Source organism: Variovorax sp. GW823-FHT02B07 (assembly GCF_058797695.1).
Window position 1 is genome coordinate 1,127,887 of the sequence record NZ_JBXAJX010000002.1, and the last position, 19,333, is coordinate 1,147,219.

A 19,333-nucleotide genomic window follows, 5' to 3' on the forward strand; every position below is an offset into this window, starting at 1 on the left:
TTCTTTCAGTGAAGGAAGAGGGGACTCCAGGTCTCAGCGCGAACCGCGCGCCCCGAGCACGACGCGGAAGGTCTTCAGCAGGATCACGACGTCGCGCAGCAGCGAGAGCGTGGCGACGTACTCGGCGTCCATGGCCGCGCGGCGGCGGTAGCTCACCTCGTTGCGTCCGCTGATCTGCCACAGGCCCGTGATGCCCGGGCGCACCGCGCAGTAGTACGCCCAGTACGGGCCGTAGAGTTCCTTCTGGGCAAACATGCAGGGGCGCGGGCCGACCATGCTCATGTCGCCCTTGAGCACGTTCCAGAACTGCGGAAACTCGTCGATGCTGTAGCGGCGCAGGAAGGCGCCGAAGCGGGTGATCCGCGGGTCGTGCTCGAGCTTCTGGAACTTCTCCCATTCGCGCCGCGCCGCGTCGTTCTCGCGCAGGTGGCGGGCCAGCAGGGCATCGGCGTCGGGCGCCATGGTGCGGAACTTGTAGAAGCGGAAGATCCGCCCGTCCCTGCCGTAGCGCGGCTGCACGTAGATGGCCGGGCCGCCCGAGGTCAGCAGCACGCCGAGGGCGATCAGCGCGTAGGCCCAGCCCAGGAACAGGAAGAAGGCGCCCGCCAGGAGGATGTCCATGGTGCGCTTGGCGGCCTGCAGGAGCCGCGAGCCGCCCACCGGCACGGGGCGTGCGGCGCTGCGGTGCGGCGTGCGTGAAAGGTGCGTGCTCATGATGTCGCGCGCTCCGGTTCGGCGCGGGGGGTGTGCCCCAGCGCGGGCGGATAGATGTTCGGCGGCAGGCCGTAGGGCCCGTAGTCGTAGCCGTAGGCGTTGTGGCGTTGCCGCGCGTCCTGCGCGTTGAGCACTACGCCGTGGAACGCCGCGCCCACGTGCGCCAGCCGCTTGGCACTCTCCACCAGGTCGCCCAGTTCGCTGTCGCCGGCGCGGGCCACGAGCATCAGGGTGCCCACGTCCGGTGACATCGCCACGGTCTCGGTCGCCAGCAGGATCGGCGGCGCATCGATGACCACGGCGTCGTAGAGCGCCGAGAGGGTCTCCAGCAGGCGCGTGAACGCACTGGAACCCATCATCGTGGCCGGATCGAGCGGCAGCTTGCCGGTGGTGATTACGTCCAGGTGCGGCAGCACCTGCGCATGCACCGCCTGCGCGAGCGTGGCGGTGCCGGCGATCAGCTCCGACAGGCCGGTGGTCGCCTTGAGCCCGAACTGGCTCGCCAGCTTGCCGCGGCGCATGTCGGCGTCGATCAGCAGCACGCGCTTGCCCGAGGCCGCCAGCACGGCCGAGAAGTTCGCCGACAGGAAGGTCTTGCCCGCGCCCGGCGTGGCGCTGGTCAGCAGGATGCGGTTGTTCTGCGCGCCCGCCATCAGGAAGCCCAGCGCGGTGCGCAGCCTGCGCACGCCTTCGAGCGCCGGGTCGTCCGGGTGCGAGGCCGCCAGCAGCTTCACGCCGGGCTTGCCCTGGCGGATGGCGCGGTCGAGCGTGCCCTGCCGCGTGCTGAGTGCGATCGTGCTGTAGACGTTCAGGCCGGTGCGCATCTCGATCTCGTCGGGGGTGGCGACCGTGTTCTTGAGCACCTTGCGAAGCACCGACGTGACCGCGCCCAGGAACAGCCCCACGACCAGCGCCAGCGCCATCACGATCACCACCTTGGGCCGCACCGGCTTCTCGGGCGACAGCGCCTGGTCGAGCACGCGCACGTTGCCGATGCGGCCTTCGCGGGCCAGGCGCATCTGCAGCGAGCTGTTCAGGAGCGACGAATAGAGCTCGGTGTTGACCTTGATGTCGCGCTGCATGCGCAGCGAGTTCTGCTGCAGCATCGGCATGCGGCGGATGCGGTTGTCCACGCCGCCCAGCTCCTTGCGCAGCGAGGCGATCTGCGCGTCGAGCGTGATCAGCATCGGGTGCTGGCTGGTGAAGCGGCTCGCCAGGTCCAGGCGCTTCTGGCGCGCGTCGAGCAGCTTGGCCTGCAGGTCGACGTTCTGCGACAGCGCGTTGCGCGCCTCGTCGTCCAGGCTGATGGTTCCGTTCTGGTTGCGGTACTGGTTGTAGGCCTCTTCGGACTGTTCCAGCTGCTGCTTGAACTTGGGCAGCTCGGTGCCCAGGAAGTTCAGCGTGCGCTCGGCCTGCGCGGTCTTCTGGTCGATGTTCTGGCGCATGTACAGGCGCGCCACTTCGTTGAGCAGGTTCGCCAGGTGCTCGCGATCGTCGGTCTGCCAGCTCACGTCGATCACGCTGGACTGCTTGCCCTTCTCGATCACGCGCAGCTCGCGCTGCAGCTCGAGCATGGTGAGCTGCGTGGAATGCCGCGTCAGCTCGAAGGCGCCGCCGGGCCGGGCGTCGATCGAGGCCACCAGCAGGTGGACCGTGCCGCCCGGCACCGAGCTGTCCTGCGGCTCGCCGACCCGGCCGTGCAGCGGGGTGTCGAGGTCGGGGTGCGTGAGGGTGTAGGTGCCGTCCTTGCCAGTGGTCAGCAGGAACTTCTTGCCCTCGAGGGCCGGCGGCACGTCCATCTGCGCGACCGCGATCCGCTCGGTGCCCGACACATAGCCGCGCATGCCGAGGAAGCCCGGCCTGGACAGCGTCTTCGAATGCCGTGCGATGAAGGCGCCCACGACCGGGATGTAGTGCGGGCGTGCCTTGATGAACAGCTTGGTGTTCTCGATCGCCTGACCGAGCACCATGCGCGACTTCAGGATCTCGGCCTCGCCCGAGGTCGGCGTCTTCACGCCCACGCCGTTGACCGCGGCATCGCCCGCGCCGCCGGGCGAGCGTTCGGCATCCTCGAGCTGGATCAGCACGTTCGCTTCGTACACGCGCGGCCCGAAGAGCGCGTAGCCCGCGCCCAGCACCAACACCGCGGCGGTGACCGAGGCGATCAGCCATCGGTTGTCCAGCATCAGGTCGACGTATTCCTTGAACCGCGAGTGCGGGCGCTCGGGTTCCGGGCTGTACGGTGCGGGAAGGGGGGGGTACCAACGCGCATTCATGGGCTTCACCTTCTTTGTCGTGTTCGGGCCGGGGCTGCGCGGCCTACCTGCTGCGGGCGGTGTCGCGCGCGAGGTTGATCACCTGGGCGGCGGGAAGGATCAGGTTGGCGACCCGGTTCCACGAGACCAGCGGCACGCGGTCGACATAGACGACGTCGCGCGGCCGCAGCTCGAAGCGGTCGGCCAGCGCGAGCGCGGCCGGGTTCTTCGCGTTCAGGCTGAAGATCTGCGGCGTGTCGGGCGTCTGCGGCGAGTTGCGGATCACGTAGATCTGCCCGGGGTCGGCCGTGAGCAGGTCGGGCCCGCCCGCATCGCCCAGGGCCTCGTTCAGGCTCATGCGGCCGTTGCGCATCAGCAGCGCCGAGGGCCGCAGGATCTCGCCCATCACGTAGATGCGGCTGTCGTCCCGGCTGCCGACGTACACGATGTCGCCGTTGCGCAGCGGGATGTTGTTGGCGTCGGCGCCGAAGCGCTTGAGCTGCATCAGGTCGATGACCACCGTGCGGTCGCCGCGCGTGAGCGTCACATGCGAACGGTCGCCCCCGGCGGTGATGCTGCCCGCGCGGTTGAGCGCCTCGGACAGCGTCATCGGGATGTCCGTGAAGATCTGCAGCCCCGGCGTGCGGACCTCGCCCTCGACATAGGCGCGCTGGCTGCGGAACGACTGGATGCGCACGCTCACCAGCGGTGCCTTGATGATGCTGCCGATGCGCTTGGCGATCAGCTCGGACGCACCGCTTTCCGTGAGGCCCTGCAGCCGGGTGCGGCCGATGTAGGGAAAGCTGATCTCGCCCGCGGCATCGACGATGAAGCCCGGCGCCACGGTGACGCCGGTCGGGTCGCTCTGCTGCGCGATCACCGCGCCCAGGTTGGGCTGCAGCTCGGGGTTGTTGTAGACGGTGATGCCCACCACGTCCCCCGGCCCGATGGTGTAGGGCGCGGGCCGGCCGAACAGCGCCTTCACGTCGGGCGGGATGCCCGTGTTGCCGGCGAGTTGCGCGCGGACCAGCTCCGGCGTGATGGCCGCGATCCTGCCGCCGGCCGTGCCGTCGGCCGACTGCAGCGGGCCCGGTGTGCCGAAGCCGGGTGCGCAGCCGCACAAGCCGAGCGACAGCAGCAGCGCCATGGCGCGCGACCGGAAGCGGCCACCGGGAAGGGCGCGGGCGCCCTCGGTGGCGAGGAGGCGCTCGCCGCGCGGGTTCGCTGGGGTTGCGGATGTCATGGCAATCTCCTTGGCTTCGGTTGTTGTTTCAGGGCGCGGCGAGCGTGGCCGGGATCGCGCGCGGGGTGCCTGTCGCCGGGCGGTCCTGCCGCTGCGGGCTGCCGGTGGCCAGACAGTGCTCGACGACCCAGTCGCCGACGGACTGCAGGAAGAGCTGCTGGCCCTTCACCGTGCAGACGGTGTGGTCCACGTCCCGCATGAACTCGTACTGCAGGCCCTGCATGAACGGTTCGCGGCGCAGGGCGCCGAGCTGGTCGCGGTCGCGGTCGCAGACATGCAGCGATCCCGAATACAGCAGCTGCACCGCCACCTCGCGTTCGACCAGCCGCTTCATCGTGGCTTCGAACCAGATCGCGTTGACGTTGGGCGGCCGCCGGTCCACGAAGTAGCCCGGCAGCGGCTTGCCCACCGTGCTGCCCGGCAGATGGCGCAGCACCCAGCGCCGCGCCTTGCCGGGGAACGACGGGTGCAGCGGCGCCGCGAGCGCGCGGCGCACCGTGAGCTCCCAGCGCGTGCGCCGCTGGGGGAAGGCAAAGCCGTCGAACAGCGAGAGCGCCACCATGCGCGCGTCCACCGCGGCGGCCGACATGGCGTGCTCCACGCCCGAGCACATGGCCACGGTCGCGAACTGGCCGATGCCCTGCATGCGTTGCACGAGGTCCATGGCGGCCTGCAGGCTGTGCACGGCGCGCGTCTGCAGGTCAGGCCCGGTGTCCAGCGCCTCGCTGTCGCCGATGCCGCCCAGGTCGAAGCGCAGGCTGCCCACGCCGCGCGCGGCCAGGAGGTGCGCCAGCTTCACGTTGATGCGGCGTGGCCCGACGCGGTGGTTCGCGCCCATGTTGAACATCAGGCAGGCGACGGGCGCCGGCACGCGCTGCGCGGGAAGGGTGAGCATGCCCATCAGTGCGTTGCCGGGGCCGAAGCACACCGGGGTCTGCGTCATGTCATTCATGGATCGCTCCCTGCAGGCGGTTGAGCGCATCGGCCGGCACCATCGCGCTGTGGGGAAAGGGGTCGGACGTCCAGTCCAGCGGGTGGCTCAGGTAGGCCAGGCGCACCGGCATGTGGCGCGACTGCTGCTCGGCCGCCCATTGCGCGGTGGACGTGTCGTCGGGCGGGGCCAGCACCAGGGTGTCGTGCAGGGCCGTGAGCGGCAGCGACTGCGGCGTGAGGGCGCGCAGCTGCGCCTGCAGCGCCGGCGAGAGACGCACGCCCAGCGCCTCCTCGGGTAGCGCGTCCGGGTCCCGCGCGAGGTGACGGCGCCAGGACAGGTCGGGAATGCAGAAGGTCGTGTCGATCGCCTCGACGTGCCGCTCGCGCAGCAGGCGCGCGTAGCCCGGCCCGTCGATCACCGGCTCCCAGAGCACCAGCCGCGCCGGGTCGCAGCGCCCGTTGCGCGCGGCCAGCACGGCCAGGGTGGCACCCAGCCGCGCGCCGATCCACACGATGGCGGCATGGGGTGCGTGCCGCCGCAGCTCCTCGTGCGCCGCGCACAGGTCGCGGCGCCAGCCGTCGAGCTCGCCCTCGCTCTCGTCGCCCGGCGAGTCGCCGGAGCCGTAGAAGTCGAAGCGCAGCGTGGCGATGCCGGCGCGCGCGAGGCGTTCGGCCAGCACCTTGAAGAAGCGGTGGGTGCGCAGGCCCTCCTGCCCGAAAGGCGGGCACAGCAGCACCGCGGTGGGCTCGCCCCGGTGGTCGTCGGCGGCGTGGAACGCGCCGAAGACCTGGCGCGAGGCCGGCCCGAACATGAGCGGCGTGAAGAGGGTCATGCGACACCCCCTGCGCATCGCGCTTCGCTCATCCCCTTGCGCGGATTCAGGGGGCGCATGCGGCGGCCTTCGGGGTCGGCCTGCGAGGGCCGGGCGCGGGCTTCGGTATGGCGCCATTCGGCGAGCGAGCCCACGCTGTCCGCCCGCGCGGGTGCCGGCCCCAGCGCCAGCACGAGGATGCGGCCGGCCACCGGCAGCTCGACGCTGCGGCTGTCCGGTGCCAGGCCCACGTCGAAGCTCTGCGGCGACACGAGCAGGCCCACGCCGATGGCCTTCAGGCAGGCTTCCTTGCGGGTCCAGCAGGTCAGGAAGGCCTGGTCGCGTTCGTGTGCGGGCAGGGCGGCCAGCGCCTCCTGTTCGCGCCGCGTGAAATGCGCCGCCGCCAGGTCGGCCGCGTCCGGCATCGGGCGCAGCAGCTCGACGTCGGCGCCCAGCGGGCCGCGCCCGCCAATGGCGATCAATGCCAGGCCCTGGCTGTGGCTCAGCGAGAACTGGGTGCGCGGATGCCCCGCCAGCGACGGCTTGCCGAAGGCGCCGATGGCCAGCGTCAGCGCGTCGGGGGCCAGGCCCGTGTACGCGCACAGCGCCTGGCGCAGCGCGACATGGGCCGCCACGAAGCGCTGCCGGTCGACGGGAAAGCGCAGGTTCTCGGCGCGTGCGCGCTCTTCTTCCGACAGCACCTGGGCGGGCAGGGTGTCGGTGAAGCTGTCCAGCTCGACGTACCGGCAGACCGGTGCGTCGATGGACAGTGCGTTGGCGGCGCCGGTCATGGTCACCCCTTGCGCAGCCAGCTGCCGAGTGCGCCGAGCAGCCCGCCGCGCTGTGCATGCGCGGCCGTGCCGGCGGCCAGGTCGGCGAGGTCCGAAGGCACGCCGTGCGGCGTGCCGTGCGCCGAGGACGCGATCTGCCCGAGGTTCTCGAACAGGTAGCGGCGCGGCTCCACGCGGTGCCCCAGCGTCTGCGCCGCCTGCTGCACGGCGCGCAGCACCAGCAGCGAGTCGCCGCCGAGGTCGAAGAAGTTGTCGCTGGCGCGGATCTCGTCGACATCGATTCCGATCACGTCGGCCCAGATCTGGGCCAGCTGGGCGTGCTCGGGGCTGAGCAGTCCGCGCTTCGCCTCGCGCGCGTCGCCGTTGAGGGGCTCGGCCGGCGCACTCTTGTCCGCCTCGTCGGCCGCCAGCTTGCGCAGATAGCGTGCGCTGGCCGAGCCTTCGGCGCTGGCGATCTCGGCGAGCGTGGCGTTCGGGTGGTCGGCGACGCGGGCCAGCACCTCGAGATAACGCTCGCGCAGCTGGGCGCCGGTCTCGCGCAGGTACACGTCGGCGTTGTAGAGCAGCGCGCCTTCCAGGCCGTGCGGCTTGTCCATCAGCCACACGCCGACGTCGTCGGTGGCGCCGTGCTGCATCACGTGCACCTGGCGGGTCTGCAGGCTGCCGACGGTGCGTGCGCGTTCGCGGGCGTCCTGGAACGAGAACATCGCCTGGTAGGGCCCCGAGGCCTTGATCTGCCCCGCATAGCCGGGCTCGGCCATCAGGCGCTCGAAGGGCACCTGCTGGTGGTTCATCATCGACAGCAGCTCCTGCTTCACGTAGCGCATGAAGTCGGGCAGCGGCAGCGCCATGTCGACCGCGAGCGAGACCGGCAGCACGTTGTTGAAGAAGCCCATGACGTCTTCCGTCTCGGCCTGCTGGCGCCCGCGCACCGGGTTCGCGATGACGATGGCGTCGTTGCCGGTCGCCTGGGCCATGGTCAGCGCGTAGATGCCGAAGGTCAGCATGCTGAGCGTCACGTCCATGTCGCGCGCCACCTCGCGCAGCCGCTGCGTGCTCTGCAGGTCGATGTGGATCCAGTGCGCGCCGCCCTGGCCGCTCTTGCCCGCGCGGCGCGGCATGTCGGTGCGGGGCGGGCGCACGGCCCTGGCGCTGGCGAGCCGGCCGCGCCAGAACGCGAGCTGCTCTTCGCAGGCCGGCTCGGTCAGCCAGGTTTCCAGCCACTCGGCATAGTCGCCGTGGGTGGTGGCGAGCGCGGGCAGGTTGTGCGGACGGCCGCGTTCGGCGGCGTCGTAGAACGCGCCCAGCTCGCGCTGCATCAGGTCGAAGGACCAGCCGTCCCAGATCAGGTGATGCGGCACGAACAGGAAGACGTGCTCGTTGTCGTCGAGCTGGAACAGGGTCGCGCGCATCATCGGCGCGCTGTGGATGTCGAGCGGCCGGTCGGCCAGCTCCTGCATCTGCTCGACCAGCTCGGCCTCGCGCTGGTCAGCGGGCAGGCCGCGCAGGTCGACCAGCGGCAGGGCGAACTCCACCGACGCTGCGATCGATTGAATGGGCCGCCCCGTGTCTTCGTCGAAGCCGATGCTGGTGCGCAGCGACGGCTGGCGGCGGATCATTTCGCGCAGCGCGCCTTCGAAGCGCGCCGCGTCGAGCTTGCCGGTGAGCCGCTGCGCCGAGGGTGCGTTGTAGACCGACCGGCCCGTGTACAGCTGCTCCATGAAGCGGATGCGTTCCTGCGAGGGCGTGAGCGGCGCGCTGCGGCGATCGGGGTGGCAGGCAATCGGCGCCTGCAGGCCGACGCCCGCGCCCTGCAGGGCCTCGATGACCGCGGTCAGCTTCTCGGCCGTGGGCGCCTCGAACAGCGCGCGCAGCGGCAGCGTGACCTGGAACTCGCGGCTCAGCAGCGTGGTGAGCCGCGCGGCCAGCAGCGAGTGGCCGCCCATGGTGAAGAAGTTGTCGTGCATGTCCAGGCCCGGCAGGCTCAGCACCTTCTCCATGACCGCGAGCACCTTGCGCTCGTGCGCGTTGCGCGGACCGGCGCCGCGCCGCACCTCGTTGCGCGCCACCGCCTGCGGTGGCGGCAGCGAGACGCGGTCGACCTTGCCGTTGGCCAGCGTGGGCAGGGCGTCGAGCGTCACCACGTGCTGCGGCAGCATGAAGGCCGGCAGGTGCTTGCGCAGGTGCACCATCAGCGCATCGAGGTCGAAGCCGCCCTCGGGCGCCAGCGCCAGGTAGGCCACCAGGCGCACGTCGCCGGGGTTGTCCTCGCGGGCCACGACCACGCTGCGCGAGACGCCGGCCACTTCGCAGCAGCGCACTTCGATCTCGCCGGGCTCGATGCGGTAGCCGCGCACCTTGACCTGGAAGTCGAGCCGGCCGAGGTGGTCGAGCAGCCCGTCGTTGCGCCAGCGGCCGCGGTCGCCGGAGCGGTAGACCTTCTTCGTGGCGCCGAAGATGCGCACCGTGACGAAGCGCTCGGCGGTCAGCGCGGGGCGGTCGAGGTAGCCCAGCGAGACGCCTTCGCCCGCGATGCAGATTTCGCCAGGCACGCCGATCGGGCAGGGCTGCAGGTCGGCATCGAGGATCCAGATCTCGGTGTTGTCGACGGGCCTGCCGATCGAGATGCCGCGCGAGGCGATCTCTTCGGGACGCACATGCCAAGCCGTGGAGTACACCGTCGTCTCGGTCGGGCCGTAGCCGTTCCACAGGCCTTCCATGCGCTCGCACAGCGCCAGTGCCATGCTCGGGCGCAGCGCCTCGCCGCCGGTCCAGCCGCGGAAACCGGGCGTGCCGCCGGCCCACTGGGCATCGAGCAGCAGCTGCCACATGCCGGGCGTGGCCTGCAGCAGCGTGATCTGTTCGTCGTCGAGCGCTTGCGACAGGCGGTTGCCGTCCATCGCGACCTCGCGCTGCACCATCACGAGTTCGGCGCCCGCCGCCAGCGGCAGCAGCAGGTCGGGCACGGCCATGTCGAACGACAGCGTGGTGACGGCGGCGATGCGGTCGGACGGGCCGATGCCCGATTCGCGCTGCATCCACTGCAGCAGGTGCGCCACGCCCCGGTGATGCGCGATGACGCCCTTGGGCAGGCCGGTCGAGCCGGAGGTGTAGATCACATAGGCCGCGTCTTCGGAGCCCGGGTCGTCGCTGCTCGGCGGCAGCGCTTCGCCCGAGAGTTGGCGCCAGGCGGTGTCGCGATCGATCTCGAAGACGCGCTGGTCGGCGTCGGCGCGCCAGTCGCGCGGCGCCACCGCGATGTCGGACGAGGTCAGCATCAGGCTGAGGGTGGCGTCGCTGGCGTAGTGGTCCAGCCGCGCCTGCGGAAATGAGGTGTCCATCGGCACGTAGGACGCCCCCGCCTTGAGGATGCCCAGCATGGCGACGACCATCTCCAGGCTGCGTTCGAGGCACAGCCCCACGCGCTGGCCGCGGCCCACGCCGCGCGCGCGCAGCGCACGCGCCAGGCGGTTGGACAGCGCATCGAGTTCGCCGTAGCTGCAGCTGCGCGCGCCGTCGCGCACCGCCGGGCGGTGCGGCTGCTGCGGCACGCGCGCCACGAAGCCGGCGTGCGCCAGCGGCGCGCCGCGCAGCGGCACGCGTGCGGGCTGCAGCGCCAGCAGCGCACGCGCGGCGCCGGCGGACAGCACGTCGAGCCCGCCGATGGTGTCGTCGGGCTTGTGCGCGGCCGACTGCAGCACGCACTCGAACATGTCGAGCCAGCGCTGCACGCTCACGTCGTCGAACAGGTCGGTGTTGTATTGCGCCTCGACCTGCAGGCTGCCGGCGTGCGGGCGCAGGTTCACGAAGAGTTCGAAGTTCTCGTAGCGCCGGGCGATGGTGTCCTGCACCACGTCGAGCGTGGTGAAGGCCTGCGCGCTGCTCGCCACGTCGGGGTCGACGTTGAAGGTCACGCTCACCAGCGGCAGCCGGCTCGGGTCGCGCTCGAGCGACAGCTGGCCCAGCAGCGCGCCGTAGGTCAGGGCCTGGTGATCGAAGGCGTCGAGCACGGCGGTGCTGCATTCGTCCATCAGCGCGTCGAAGCGCATGGCCGGATGCGCGGCGATGCGCAGCGGCAGCAGGTTCACGCAATGGCCGACCAGGCCGGGCACGTCGTGCGCGAGCTGGCCCGAGGTCGGGATGCCGACGACGATGTCTTCCTGGCCCGTGAGGCGGTGCAGCGTCGCGACGAAGCCGCTGAGCAGGCCCGTGAACAGGCTGACGCCGGCCTTGGTGCTCGCGATGCGCACGGCGCCCACCACGCGCCGGTCGAGCAGGCGCTCGGCGCGGCGCGAATTGAAGGTGCGGGCGGCCGGGCGGGGGCGGTCCAGCGGCAGGTCGAGCACGGGCTGCGTGTTGCCCGCGAAGCGCTCCAGCCAGTAGTCGATGTGCGCCTGCATGTCGGGGCTCGCGGCCGCGACGGCTTCCTCGGCGGCGAAGTCCGCGAAGAGCGGTGCGGCCTTGAGCTTCAGCCCGATGCCGGTTTCCTCGGCATAGAGGTGGCCCAGCTGCTCGGTGATGACCGCCCACGACCAGCCGTCGCAGACCACGTGGTGCGCCGACATCACGAGTTCGTGCTCGTCATCGCCCAGGCGGTACAGCACCGCCCGGAACAGCGGCCCGTGCTCGAGCGAGAACGGCGTGCACACCGCCTCGTCATGGGCCGCGTGCAGCGCCTGCGCGAGGGCTTCGGGCGCGAGCCCGCCCAGGTCGTGGCGCACCAGGTGGTTCCCGGCCGGCGGGCTGACCAGCATGAAGGTGCCGTCCGGCGAGATGGTGGCGCGCAGCGCCTGGTGGCGTTCGAGCAGCCGGTCGGTGGCGCGCGCCAAGGCGTCGCCGTCCAGCGCGCCGCGCAGGCGCAGCACGACCGACTCGTTGTAGGCCATCGAGGCCTCGGGGCTCAGCGTGGCGCCGAGCCAGATTTCGCGCTGCGACTCGGTGGTCGCGATGATGCATTCGACGAGGCCACCGCTCGCGGTGGGCTTGAGTGCGGCGTTCATGCTGCGGCCTTTCCGTTGATGAGGCGCTCGTGCAAGGCGGCGTCTTCGGGTACGTACCAGTACGGCTGGCCGTCGCTGTCGCGGGCCAGCACGCTGCCGTCCTCGACGGGCTTGCGCGCGTCGAAGCGGGTGGGGGCGGGAGCGCGGCGCGGAAGGAAGCCGGATTCCTGCATCTCGGCGACCGATTCCTTGAAGGCGCGCTGCAGGAAGGCGATGTCCTCGGCGCTGTGCGCGCTCGTGAGGAAGCACGGGAAGTTGTCCAGGATGTGCACGCCGCGGCTGCGCATCATGGCGAACAGCAGGTCCTGCAGCGGCTGGTCTTCGAGCCAGCTCACGCGCCACAGCGACGCGAAATGACGGATCTCGATCGGCGCGCCGACCTCCTGGCACCAGCCCGAGAGTTCCGTGGCCATGGCGGTCGTGCTCGCTGTGAGCCCGGCCTGCAGCGCGGGCCCGGCCTCCTTCAGGTGCGTGAGCGAGGCCTTGGCCGCCGCGAGCGCGAGCGGATGGCGCACGAAGGTGCCGGCGAAGTAGGTCACGCCCACGCCCGGGATCGAGTCGTCGCCGTACTGCCAGGCGCCGCCGTCGAGCGCGTCCATGAACTCGCGCTTGCCGGCGATCACGCCGACCGGAAAGCCGCCGCCGATCACCTTGCCGTAGGTGGCGAGGTCGGCGCGCACGCCGAACAGCTCTTGCGCACCGCCCAGCGCGCTGCGAAAGCCGGTGATGACCTCGTCGAAGATGAGGCAGCAGCCATTCTTCGCGGTGACGTCGCGCACGTCGTGCAGGAACTCGCGCGGCTGGAAGTCGGGGCGGCGGCTTTGCACCGGCTCGACCAGCACGGCCGCCAGGTCGGCGGCGTTGTCGCGGATGAAGGCCAGCGCCTCGGGCGTGCCGTAGTCGAGCACGCGGATGTCGCCGAACATGCCGCTCATCACGCCGGGCGCGGCCGACAGGCCCTTGCCGCCCTTGCCGGCGCGCACCAGCACTTCGTCGAAGGTACCGTGGTAGGAGCCCGTGAAGGCGACCACCGTGCTGCGGCCGGTGACGGTGCGCGCGATGCGCAGCGCCGCCATCACGGCTTCGGAGCCGGTGTTGCACAGGCCGGCGCGCTCGCTGCCCGTGAGCTCGCAGATGAGGCGGGTCACGTCGGCCGCGAGCGGATGCTGCGGCCCGATCTCGTAGCCCGCGTCGAGCTGGGCCCGCACGGCGTCCTGCACGAAGTCGGGTTGCCAGCCGAACAGGTTCAGCCCGAAGCCGTTGAGTGCGTCGACGTACTCGTTGCCGTCGAGGTCCCACAGCCTGGAACCTTTGGAGCGCTCGATCACGATCTGGTAGGTGATCTCCTTGGTCAGCGGACGGAAGCCGTTGACCACGCGCGGATCGGCCATGTGGGCGCGGTTGTCCTCGGTGAAGCGCTTGCTCTTTGGCGTGCGCTCGACATAGCGCCGCACGAAGGTGGCGAGCCGTGCCTTCTGCCGCGCGCTGGGTTCGGCGGTGCGCTGGGTGTGGATGCGGGCGATGGCGCCGAAGGCCTTGTTGACGTCGTAGCGAAGCGGCGCTTCGGCGGGCGGCTGTGGCTGCGCGGCGGGCACGGCCTCGGCCGACACGGGCATCGCTGCCACCGCCACTGGCGCGGCCGCGCCGGACAGGAGCGCGAGCTGCTGGCGCATCAGCTCCACCTGCTGCGCGATCACCTGGTTCAGCAGGCCGGTGGGCTGCGCAAGCCCTTGCGGTGGCGTTGGCATCGACACCTGCACGGCGGAGGCCGCAGGCATGGTGGGCGTGGCGGGCACAGCCACCGGCTCGGCCTCGGGCGGCAGGCTCTGCAGCAGGTACGCGGCCAGCGCGTCGAAGCTGCGGTAGTTCTCCATCAGCTGACGGAAGCTCAGCTCGACCTTGAAGCGCTTCTTGATCTGCGTGGCCGCCTGGGTCAGCGTGAGCGAGTCCATCCCGATCTCGCCGAACGGGGCCTGGCCCTCGGCCTGCGCCATGTCGATGCCCGAGATGTCTTCGAACAGGGCCCGCAATCGGCTGTCGACCGACGCCGCGCGCGACGCCTCGGACGGCGGGGAAGAAGGCGGAGGAAGGTCAGGCGAGGGCGCTGCAGCGGTCACGATCGGCTCCAATGAAACAGGCAGGGCGGGCGCAAGGGCCGGTGACACCGGCGCGGCGGGCGCGATGTCGACCCACAGGCGCTTGCGTTCGAACGGGTAGGTGGGCAGGCACACGCGCCGGGCGCCGGCGCGCGGTGCGAGCAGGGCAAGGTCGACCTCGGCGCCGCAGGTCCACAGGCGCGCGGCGGCCAGGCGCAAGGTCCGGGTCTCGTCGGCCGGCTCGCCGTGCAGCAGCGACACCGCCACCGCGCCGGCCTTCGACGCCGGGGCCAGGCCTGGCAGGCGGTGCTGTCGCACCAGCGCGGCCAGCGTGTTGCGGGGGCCGACTTCCACGAACACCGGATGGGTGGCGTCGTCCGCCGCGCTCTGCAACGCCGGCGAGAAGCGCACGGTGCCGCGCAGGTGCTGCGCCCAGTAGGCCGGGCTCGTGGCCTGTGCGTCTTCGAGCAGGCGACCGGTGAACGTGGAGTAAAGGGGAATCTGCGGTGCGTGCAGCGCCACCTGGCTCACGAGCGCCTCGAAGGGCGCCACCGCGGCGTCCATCATGGCGGAGTGAAAGGCGTGCGAGGTCTGCAGCAGCCGGCAGGCGACGCCCTCGGCTTCGAGCGCGGCCTGGAGTTCGGCGATGGCCTCGGCGGGGCCGGCGGCCACGCAGGCGCCGGGTGCGTTCTCCGCGGCGAGCGAGACCTGGGGCGAGGCCGCGAGCCGGGAGGCCAGCGCGTCCGCGCCGAGCCGCACCGACAGCATCGTCCCGGCGGGCTGTGCCTGCATGAGCGCGCCGCGGCGGGCAATGAGCCGGGCGGCATCTTCCAGGCGCATCACGCCGGCGATCACGGCCGCGACGAATTCGCCGACGCTGTGGCCGATCAGCGCGTGCGGGCGCAGGCCCAGCGACAGCAGCCGCCGTGCGAGCGCGTACTCGAGCGTGAAGAGCGCGGGCTGCGTGACGGCCGTCGGCGCGAGCGCCTGCGGGTCGTCTGCGAACATGCGTTCGCGCAGGTCGAAGTCCAGTGAGCCCTCGAAGGCACGCAGGCAGTTGTCGAACGCGGCCGCGAACACCGGGTCGCCCGCATGCAGCGCGCGGCCCATGCCCGGGTACTGCGCGCCCTGGCCCGGGAACATCAGCACGGGCTGCGGCGCGCGCTCGGCGATCCGGTCGCTCACGCGCCACGCCGTGTTCTCCGAGCGCAAGGCCTCGATGGCCTGCGCCGCATCGCCGGCCACCACGGCGCGGCGGAAGGCATGGGCCTTGCGGCCGACGCACAGGGTGAATGCCGCGTCGCCCAGGCAGAGTTCGGGCTGTTCCTCCAGGTGCGTCGCCAGCTGTTGCGTCGCGACCGCCAGCGCGGCCTCCGAGCGGGCCGACAGCGCCAGCACATGGACACCCGGTTGCGTGGTGCGCGCCTGCCGCGCCGGCGCCTCCTCGAGCACGACGTGCGCGTTGGTGCCCCCGACACCGAAGGAGCTGACGCCCGCGCGGCGCGGCAGCGCGGCCCGCGGCCACGGCTGCAGCTGGTTGCTGACGTGGAACGGCGTGCGCGCGAAGTCGATCGCCGGGTTCGGCGCCGTGAAGTGCGCGGTGGGCGGAATCAGTTCGTGGTGCAGCGACAGCGCCGTCTTGATGAGGCCGGCGGCACCCGCGGCCGTGACCATGTGGCCCACGTTGCTCTTGAGCGAGCCGAGCGTGCAGTAGCCCCGCGCGTCGGTGTGCTCGGCGTACGCGACGGCCAGCGCCTCGACCTCGACGGGGTCGCCCATCGGCGTGGCGGTGCCATGCGCCTCCACGTAGGAAATGCTGCGTGCGTCCACGTCCGCCGCGGCCAGCGCGGCGCGGATCACCGCCGCCTGGCCGTCCACGCTGGGCGCGGTGAAGCTGGCCTTGGCGCCGCCGTCGTTGTTGACGCAGGCGCTGCGCAGCACGGCATAGACGGTGTCGCCGTCGGCCTGCGCGTCGGACAGCCGCTTGAGCAGCACCACGGCGGCGCCGTCGCTGAACACGGTGCCCTTGGCCTGCGCGTCGAAGCTGCGCGTGTGGCCGTCGGGCGAGAGCATCGAGCCCTCGTTGTAGAGGTAGCCGCTGCGCGGCGGGCAGGTGACCGAGGCGCCGCCCGCCAGCGCCATGTAGCACTGGCCCGTGCGCAGCGCATGGAAGGCCTGGGCCACCGCGACCAGCGAGGTCGAGCATGCGGTGTTGACGCTCACCGCCGGCCCGCGCAGGTTGAGCCGGTTGGCCACGCGGGTGGTGATGTAGTCCTTCTCGTTGGCCAGCATCACCTGGAATTCGCCGACGGCCTCCACGAGGTCGGGCCGCGAGGCGACGTGGCGCTGGAAGTAGGTCGCGTTGTACGTGCCCGCGTACACGCCCACCGGGCCCGGCGCTTCGTCGGGCACGTAGCCCGCGCGCTCCAGGCACTCCCAGCAGATCTCGAGGAACACGCGGTGCTGCGGGTCCATGAGTGCGGCTTCCTTCGGGCCGATGCCGAAGAAGGCGGCATCGAAGCCCTCGATGCCGTCGATCACGCCGCGCGCCCGCACGTAGGCCGGGTCGCGGCGCAGCGACTCGCTGACGCCGGCGTCCAGGCTGGCGTCGTCGAAGAAGCTGATGGTGTCGCGCCCGGCGACGAGGTTGTCCCAGAACTGCTCCACATCGCCCGCGCCGGGGAAGCGACCGGCGGTGGCGATGAGAGCGATGGGCTCGGGGACGCTGGCGGCGTCCTCGCGCACGGGCACGGGTTGTGGCGTCTGCGGCGCCTCGCCAGCCGACTGCAACTGCGCCGCGATGGCGCCCGGCGTCGGGTGGCGGAAGAAGAGGTTGGTCGACAGCGGCGGCGCGCCTTCGCGCTGCAGGTCCGCCAGCACCTGCAGCACCAGCAGCGAGCTGCCGCCCAGGTCGAAGAAGTTGTCGTGGCGCCCGGCCTTGTCGATGCCCAGCGCGCGCGCGAAGGCGTCGCACACCTGCTGCTCGAGCGCATCGCGCGCGGCCTCGAAAGGCTGCGCGAGTTCGGGGCGCTCGGCGGCCGGCTCGGGCAGGGCGTTGCGGTCGAGCTTGCCGTTGGGCGTGACGGGGAGTTGCGCAAGCCACACCTGGGCCGACGGCAGCAGCGGCGCGGGCAGGCGGGTCGCCAGGTGCGCGCGCAGCGTGTCCCACGCCAGCTTCTGCGTGCGGGCGACCAGGTAGGCGACCAGGCGCAGCTGGCCGTCGCGACCGGGCCGCGCGACCACCGCGCAGGACTGCACCGCGGGGTGCGCGAGGATCGCCGCCTCGACCTCGCCGGTCTCGATGCGATGGCCGTGGATCTTGACCTGGCCGTCGATGCGGCCGATGAATTCGACGGTGCCGTCGGGCAGCCAGCGGGCGAGGTCGCCGGTGCGGTAGAGCCGCTCGCCCGGCGCACCGAAAGGATCGGGCACGAAGCGCGCGGCCGTGAGTTCGGGCTGGCCCAGGTAGCCGCGCGCCAGGCCGTGTCCGCCGATGCACAGCTCGCCCACGAGTCCGCTGGGAAGCAGCTCGAGCGTCGGGCTCAGCACGCGCAGCACGGTGTCCTTGATCGGGCGCCCGAGCGGTACCGAGCGCGGGCCCGCTGCGATCGCGGCGCGCTCGATGCGATGGGTCGCCGCGAAGGTCGTGCACTCGGTCGGCCCGTAGCCGTTGCTGAGCGTGAGCCCGGGGAGTGCGTCGAGCGCGCGCCGCACATGGGGTACCGACAGCGCCTCGCCGCCGGTGAACAGGTGCGCCAGGCCCGCGAGATGCTGCGGATCGCCGTCGACCACGGCGTTGAAGAGCGAGGCCGTGAGCCAGGCGGTGTGGACCTCGTGGCGGGCGATGGTGCGCGCGAGGCCGGCGCCGGTGGGTACCCGTTCGTCGTGGATCACGCAGCGCCCGCCGTTGAGCAACGGCCCCCAGACCTCGAGCGTCGAGGCGTCGAAGGCGAGCGGCGCCGCGTGCAGCATCGCGCGCCCGGGTGCGAGTTCGATGTAGTCGACATCAACGACCAGCCGCAGGATGGCGCGATGGCTGATCTCGATGCCCTTGGGTACGCCGGTCGAGCCCGAGGTGTACATGAGGTACGCCAGCGATTCGCCGTCGAAGGCCGGCGGTGTCCACGGCGCGGGGTCCGCGCCGTCTTCGGGCGCGTCGATGCGCACGGCGGTGCGGGGGGCCGGCACGAGAGAAGCCAGCGCCTCGGTCGTCACGACCCGGGTCACGCCGGCCTGGTCGAACATCGTGGCGACGCGTTCGGGCGGAAAGTCGGTGGGTACCGGCACGTAGGCCGCGCCCGCCTTGAGGATGCCGAGCATCGCGACGATGGCGGCCATCGACCGCTCGAACACCATCCCGACGGGGTCGCCCGGTTGCACACCCGACTGCTGCAGGCGCCGTGCGAGCCGGTCGCTGCGCGCGTCGAGCTCGGCGTAGGTCATCGTTTCGTCGCCTTCCACCAGCGCCACCGCGTCGGGCGTGGCCGCGGCCCGGCGGCGGAACACGGCGGGCACGGTGAGCGACAGGTCGGGCGCGGCGGGCGGCGTGGCCCAGGCGGCGAGCTGGTCGCGGCGGTCGGCGTCGGGCAGGGCGCGGATGTTGTGGAGCGCCGCACCGGGATGCACCAGCAGATCGGCGGCGGTGTCGGCGATGGCTGCGAGCAGGCGGCTGGCGCAGGGCGCGTCCATCAGGCTCGCGTCGACGTCCAGGTGCAGGCTGGCGGGGAGTGCTGTCCGGGCTTCGAGCCGCAGGGGCGGCAGGGTGTCGGCGGTGTGCGGCGTGGCCCGCCGGTCGAGGTCGAGCTGGGTCAGCCACGCGCTGGCTGTGCCGGGCAGCGACGTCGGCATGCCGTGAGACCCCGGCAGGGCCGCGCCCAGCCAGCGCGATTGCAGCAGCAGCCAGGCACCCACGAAGAGCGTGTCGGGCAGGTACCCCGTGGTGCCCAGCGAGGCGAGCCAGCGCTGCGCGAACCCGGCTTCGAGGACCAGCGAGACGTCGAGCCGTTCGCCTGCCGCCGTGCGCGCGGGCGGCGACACGAACAGATCGCCCAGCGCGGCCTGCGAAGCCACGGCGGCCTCCGGCGACGAAGCAATGTGGGTTTCCATGCAATTACCCGGCTGCAGACTGTGAATGGAAAATTCAATTGAAGGAATCGAATTGATTTCAATTGGATTTGGTTCTTGGTTTGTCGCGATCCTATGAACTTGGTGAGCCTTCTGTTTGGCTCTTTTCTCCATGTTTACATTTGGATATAAATATTTCCGAATCGAACTACCTAAGCCATGACATTTGAGGTACCAAGGCCATTTGTGGTGGGCGTTTTGTCACCCCTGTAGGAAGCCATGATGGAACGTCGATTCGAAAAAATGGCCATTCTTCTTTGCTATGTCTGCAGACCTGCGAGTCTGAGTTTCGGTATCACTTCTATGAAGGTTTCTGAAATCAGACAAGTTTTGACGGTTGACAAGAAACTTTTCGCGAATTGAGA

The 19,333-nt window shown here is 71.2% G+C and carries 8 protein-coding genes; all 8 read right to left on the bottom strand.

Features of this window, described 5'->3' with window-relative positions:
* Positions 1 to 33: 33 nt before the first annotated feature.
* From AC1RGU_RS16245 to AC1RGU_RS16280, 8 genes are read right to left on the bottom strand one after another with little or no spacing between them, the layout of a single operon-like run.
* Positions 34 to 714 (bottom strand): sugar transferase, encoded by a 681-nt coding sequence (locus tag AC1RGU_RS16245; RefSeq protein ID WP_062473256.1) that lies wholly within the window; start codon positions 712 to 714, stop codon positions 34 to 36.
* On the bottom strand, positions 711 to 2,990 hold the full coding sequence (locus tag AC1RGU_RS16250; RefSeq protein WP_492696885.1) for a polysaccharide biosynthesis tyrosine autokinase: 2,280 nt from the start codon (positions 2,988 to 2,990) through the stop codon (positions 711 to 713). Before AC1RGU_RS16250 ends, AC1RGU_RS16245 begins: the two co-directional genes overlap by 4 nt.
* Positions 2,991 to 3,033: 43 nt before the next feature.
* Positions 3,034 to 4,212: a polysaccharide biosynthesis/export family protein gene (locus AC1RGU_RS16255; RefSeq protein ID WP_062473261.1), complete on the bottom strand. Its 1,179-nt coding sequence runs from the start codon at positions 4,210 to 4,212 to the stop codon at positions 3,034 to 3,036.
* Positions 4,213 to 4,240: 28 nt separating this feature from the next.
* Positions 4,241 to 5,164, bottom strand: a complete 924-nt coding sequence (locus tag AC1RGU_RS16260) for an alpha/beta hydrolase family protein (protein ID WP_062473263.1) — start codon at positions 5,162 to 5,164, stop codon at positions 4,241 to 4,243.
* Complete coding sequence (locus tag AC1RGU_RS16265) at positions 5,157 to 5,978, bottom strand: serine aminopeptidase domain-containing protein (RefSeq protein ID WP_307693139.1); 822 nt, start codon at positions 5,976 to 5,978, stop codon at positions 5,157 to 5,159. The genes AC1RGU_RS16260 and AC1RGU_RS16265 overlap by 8 nt, the downstream gene beginning before the upstream one ends.
* A complete protein-coding gene (locus AC1RGU_RS16270; protein WP_095745677.1) occupies positions 5,975 to 6,748 on the bottom strand; it encodes a 4'-phosphopantetheinyl transferase family protein in 774 nt (257 codons plus the stop codon). The genes AC1RGU_RS16265 and AC1RGU_RS16270 overlap by 4 nt, the downstream gene beginning before the upstream one ends.
* A 2-nt stretch (positions 6,749 to 6,750) precedes the next feature.
* The gene (locus AC1RGU_RS16275; protein ID WP_492696886.1) at positions 6,751 to 11,748 is read right to left on the bottom strand and encodes an amino acid adenylation domain-containing protein; all 4,998 of its coding nucleotides are present in this window, start codon (positions 11,746 to 11,748) and stop codon (positions 6,751 to 6,753) included.
* Complete coding sequence (locus AC1RGU_RS16280; RefSeq protein WP_492696887.1) at positions 11,745 to 18,950, bottom strand: amino acid adenylation domain-containing protein; 7,206 nt, start codon at positions 18,948 to 18,950, stop codon at positions 11,745 to 11,747. Before AC1RGU_RS16280 ends, AC1RGU_RS16275 begins: the two co-directional genes overlap by 4 nt.
* Positions 18,951 to 19,333 lie beyond the last annotated feature (383 nt).

Coding starts and splice junctions, on each gene's coding strand:
- AC1RGU_RS16270 (WP_095745677.1), bottom strand. CDS start 6,748: ATGACCGGCGCCGCCAACGCACTGTCCATCGACGCACCGGTCTGCCGG.
- AC1RGU_RS16265 (WP_307693139.1), bottom strand. CDS start 5,978: ATGACCCTCTTCACGCCGCTCATGTTCGGGCCGGCCTCGCGCCAGGTC.
- AC1RGU_RS16280 (WP_492696887.1), bottom strand. CDS start 18,950: ATGGAAACCCACATTGCTTCGTCGCCGGAGGCCGCCGTGGCTTCGCAG.
- AC1RGU_RS16250 (WP_492696885.1), bottom strand. CDS start 2,990: ATGAATGCGCGTTGGTACCCCCCCCTTCCCGCACCGTACAGCCCGGAA.
- AC1RGU_RS16255 (WP_062473261.1), bottom strand. CDS start 4,212: ATGACATCCGCAACCCCAGCGAACCCGCGCGGCGAGCGCCTCCTCGCC.
- AC1RGU_RS16245 (WP_062473256.1), bottom strand. CDS start 714: ATGAGCACGCACCTTTCACGCACGCCGCACCGCAGCGCCGCACGCCCC.
- AC1RGU_RS16275 (WP_492696886.1), bottom strand. CDS start 11,748: ATGAACGCCGCACTCAAGCCCACCGCGAGCGGTGGCCTCGTCGAATGC.
- AC1RGU_RS16260 (WP_062473263.1), bottom strand. CDS start 5,164: ATGAATGACATGACGCAGACCCCGGTGTGCTTCGGCCCCGGCAACGCA.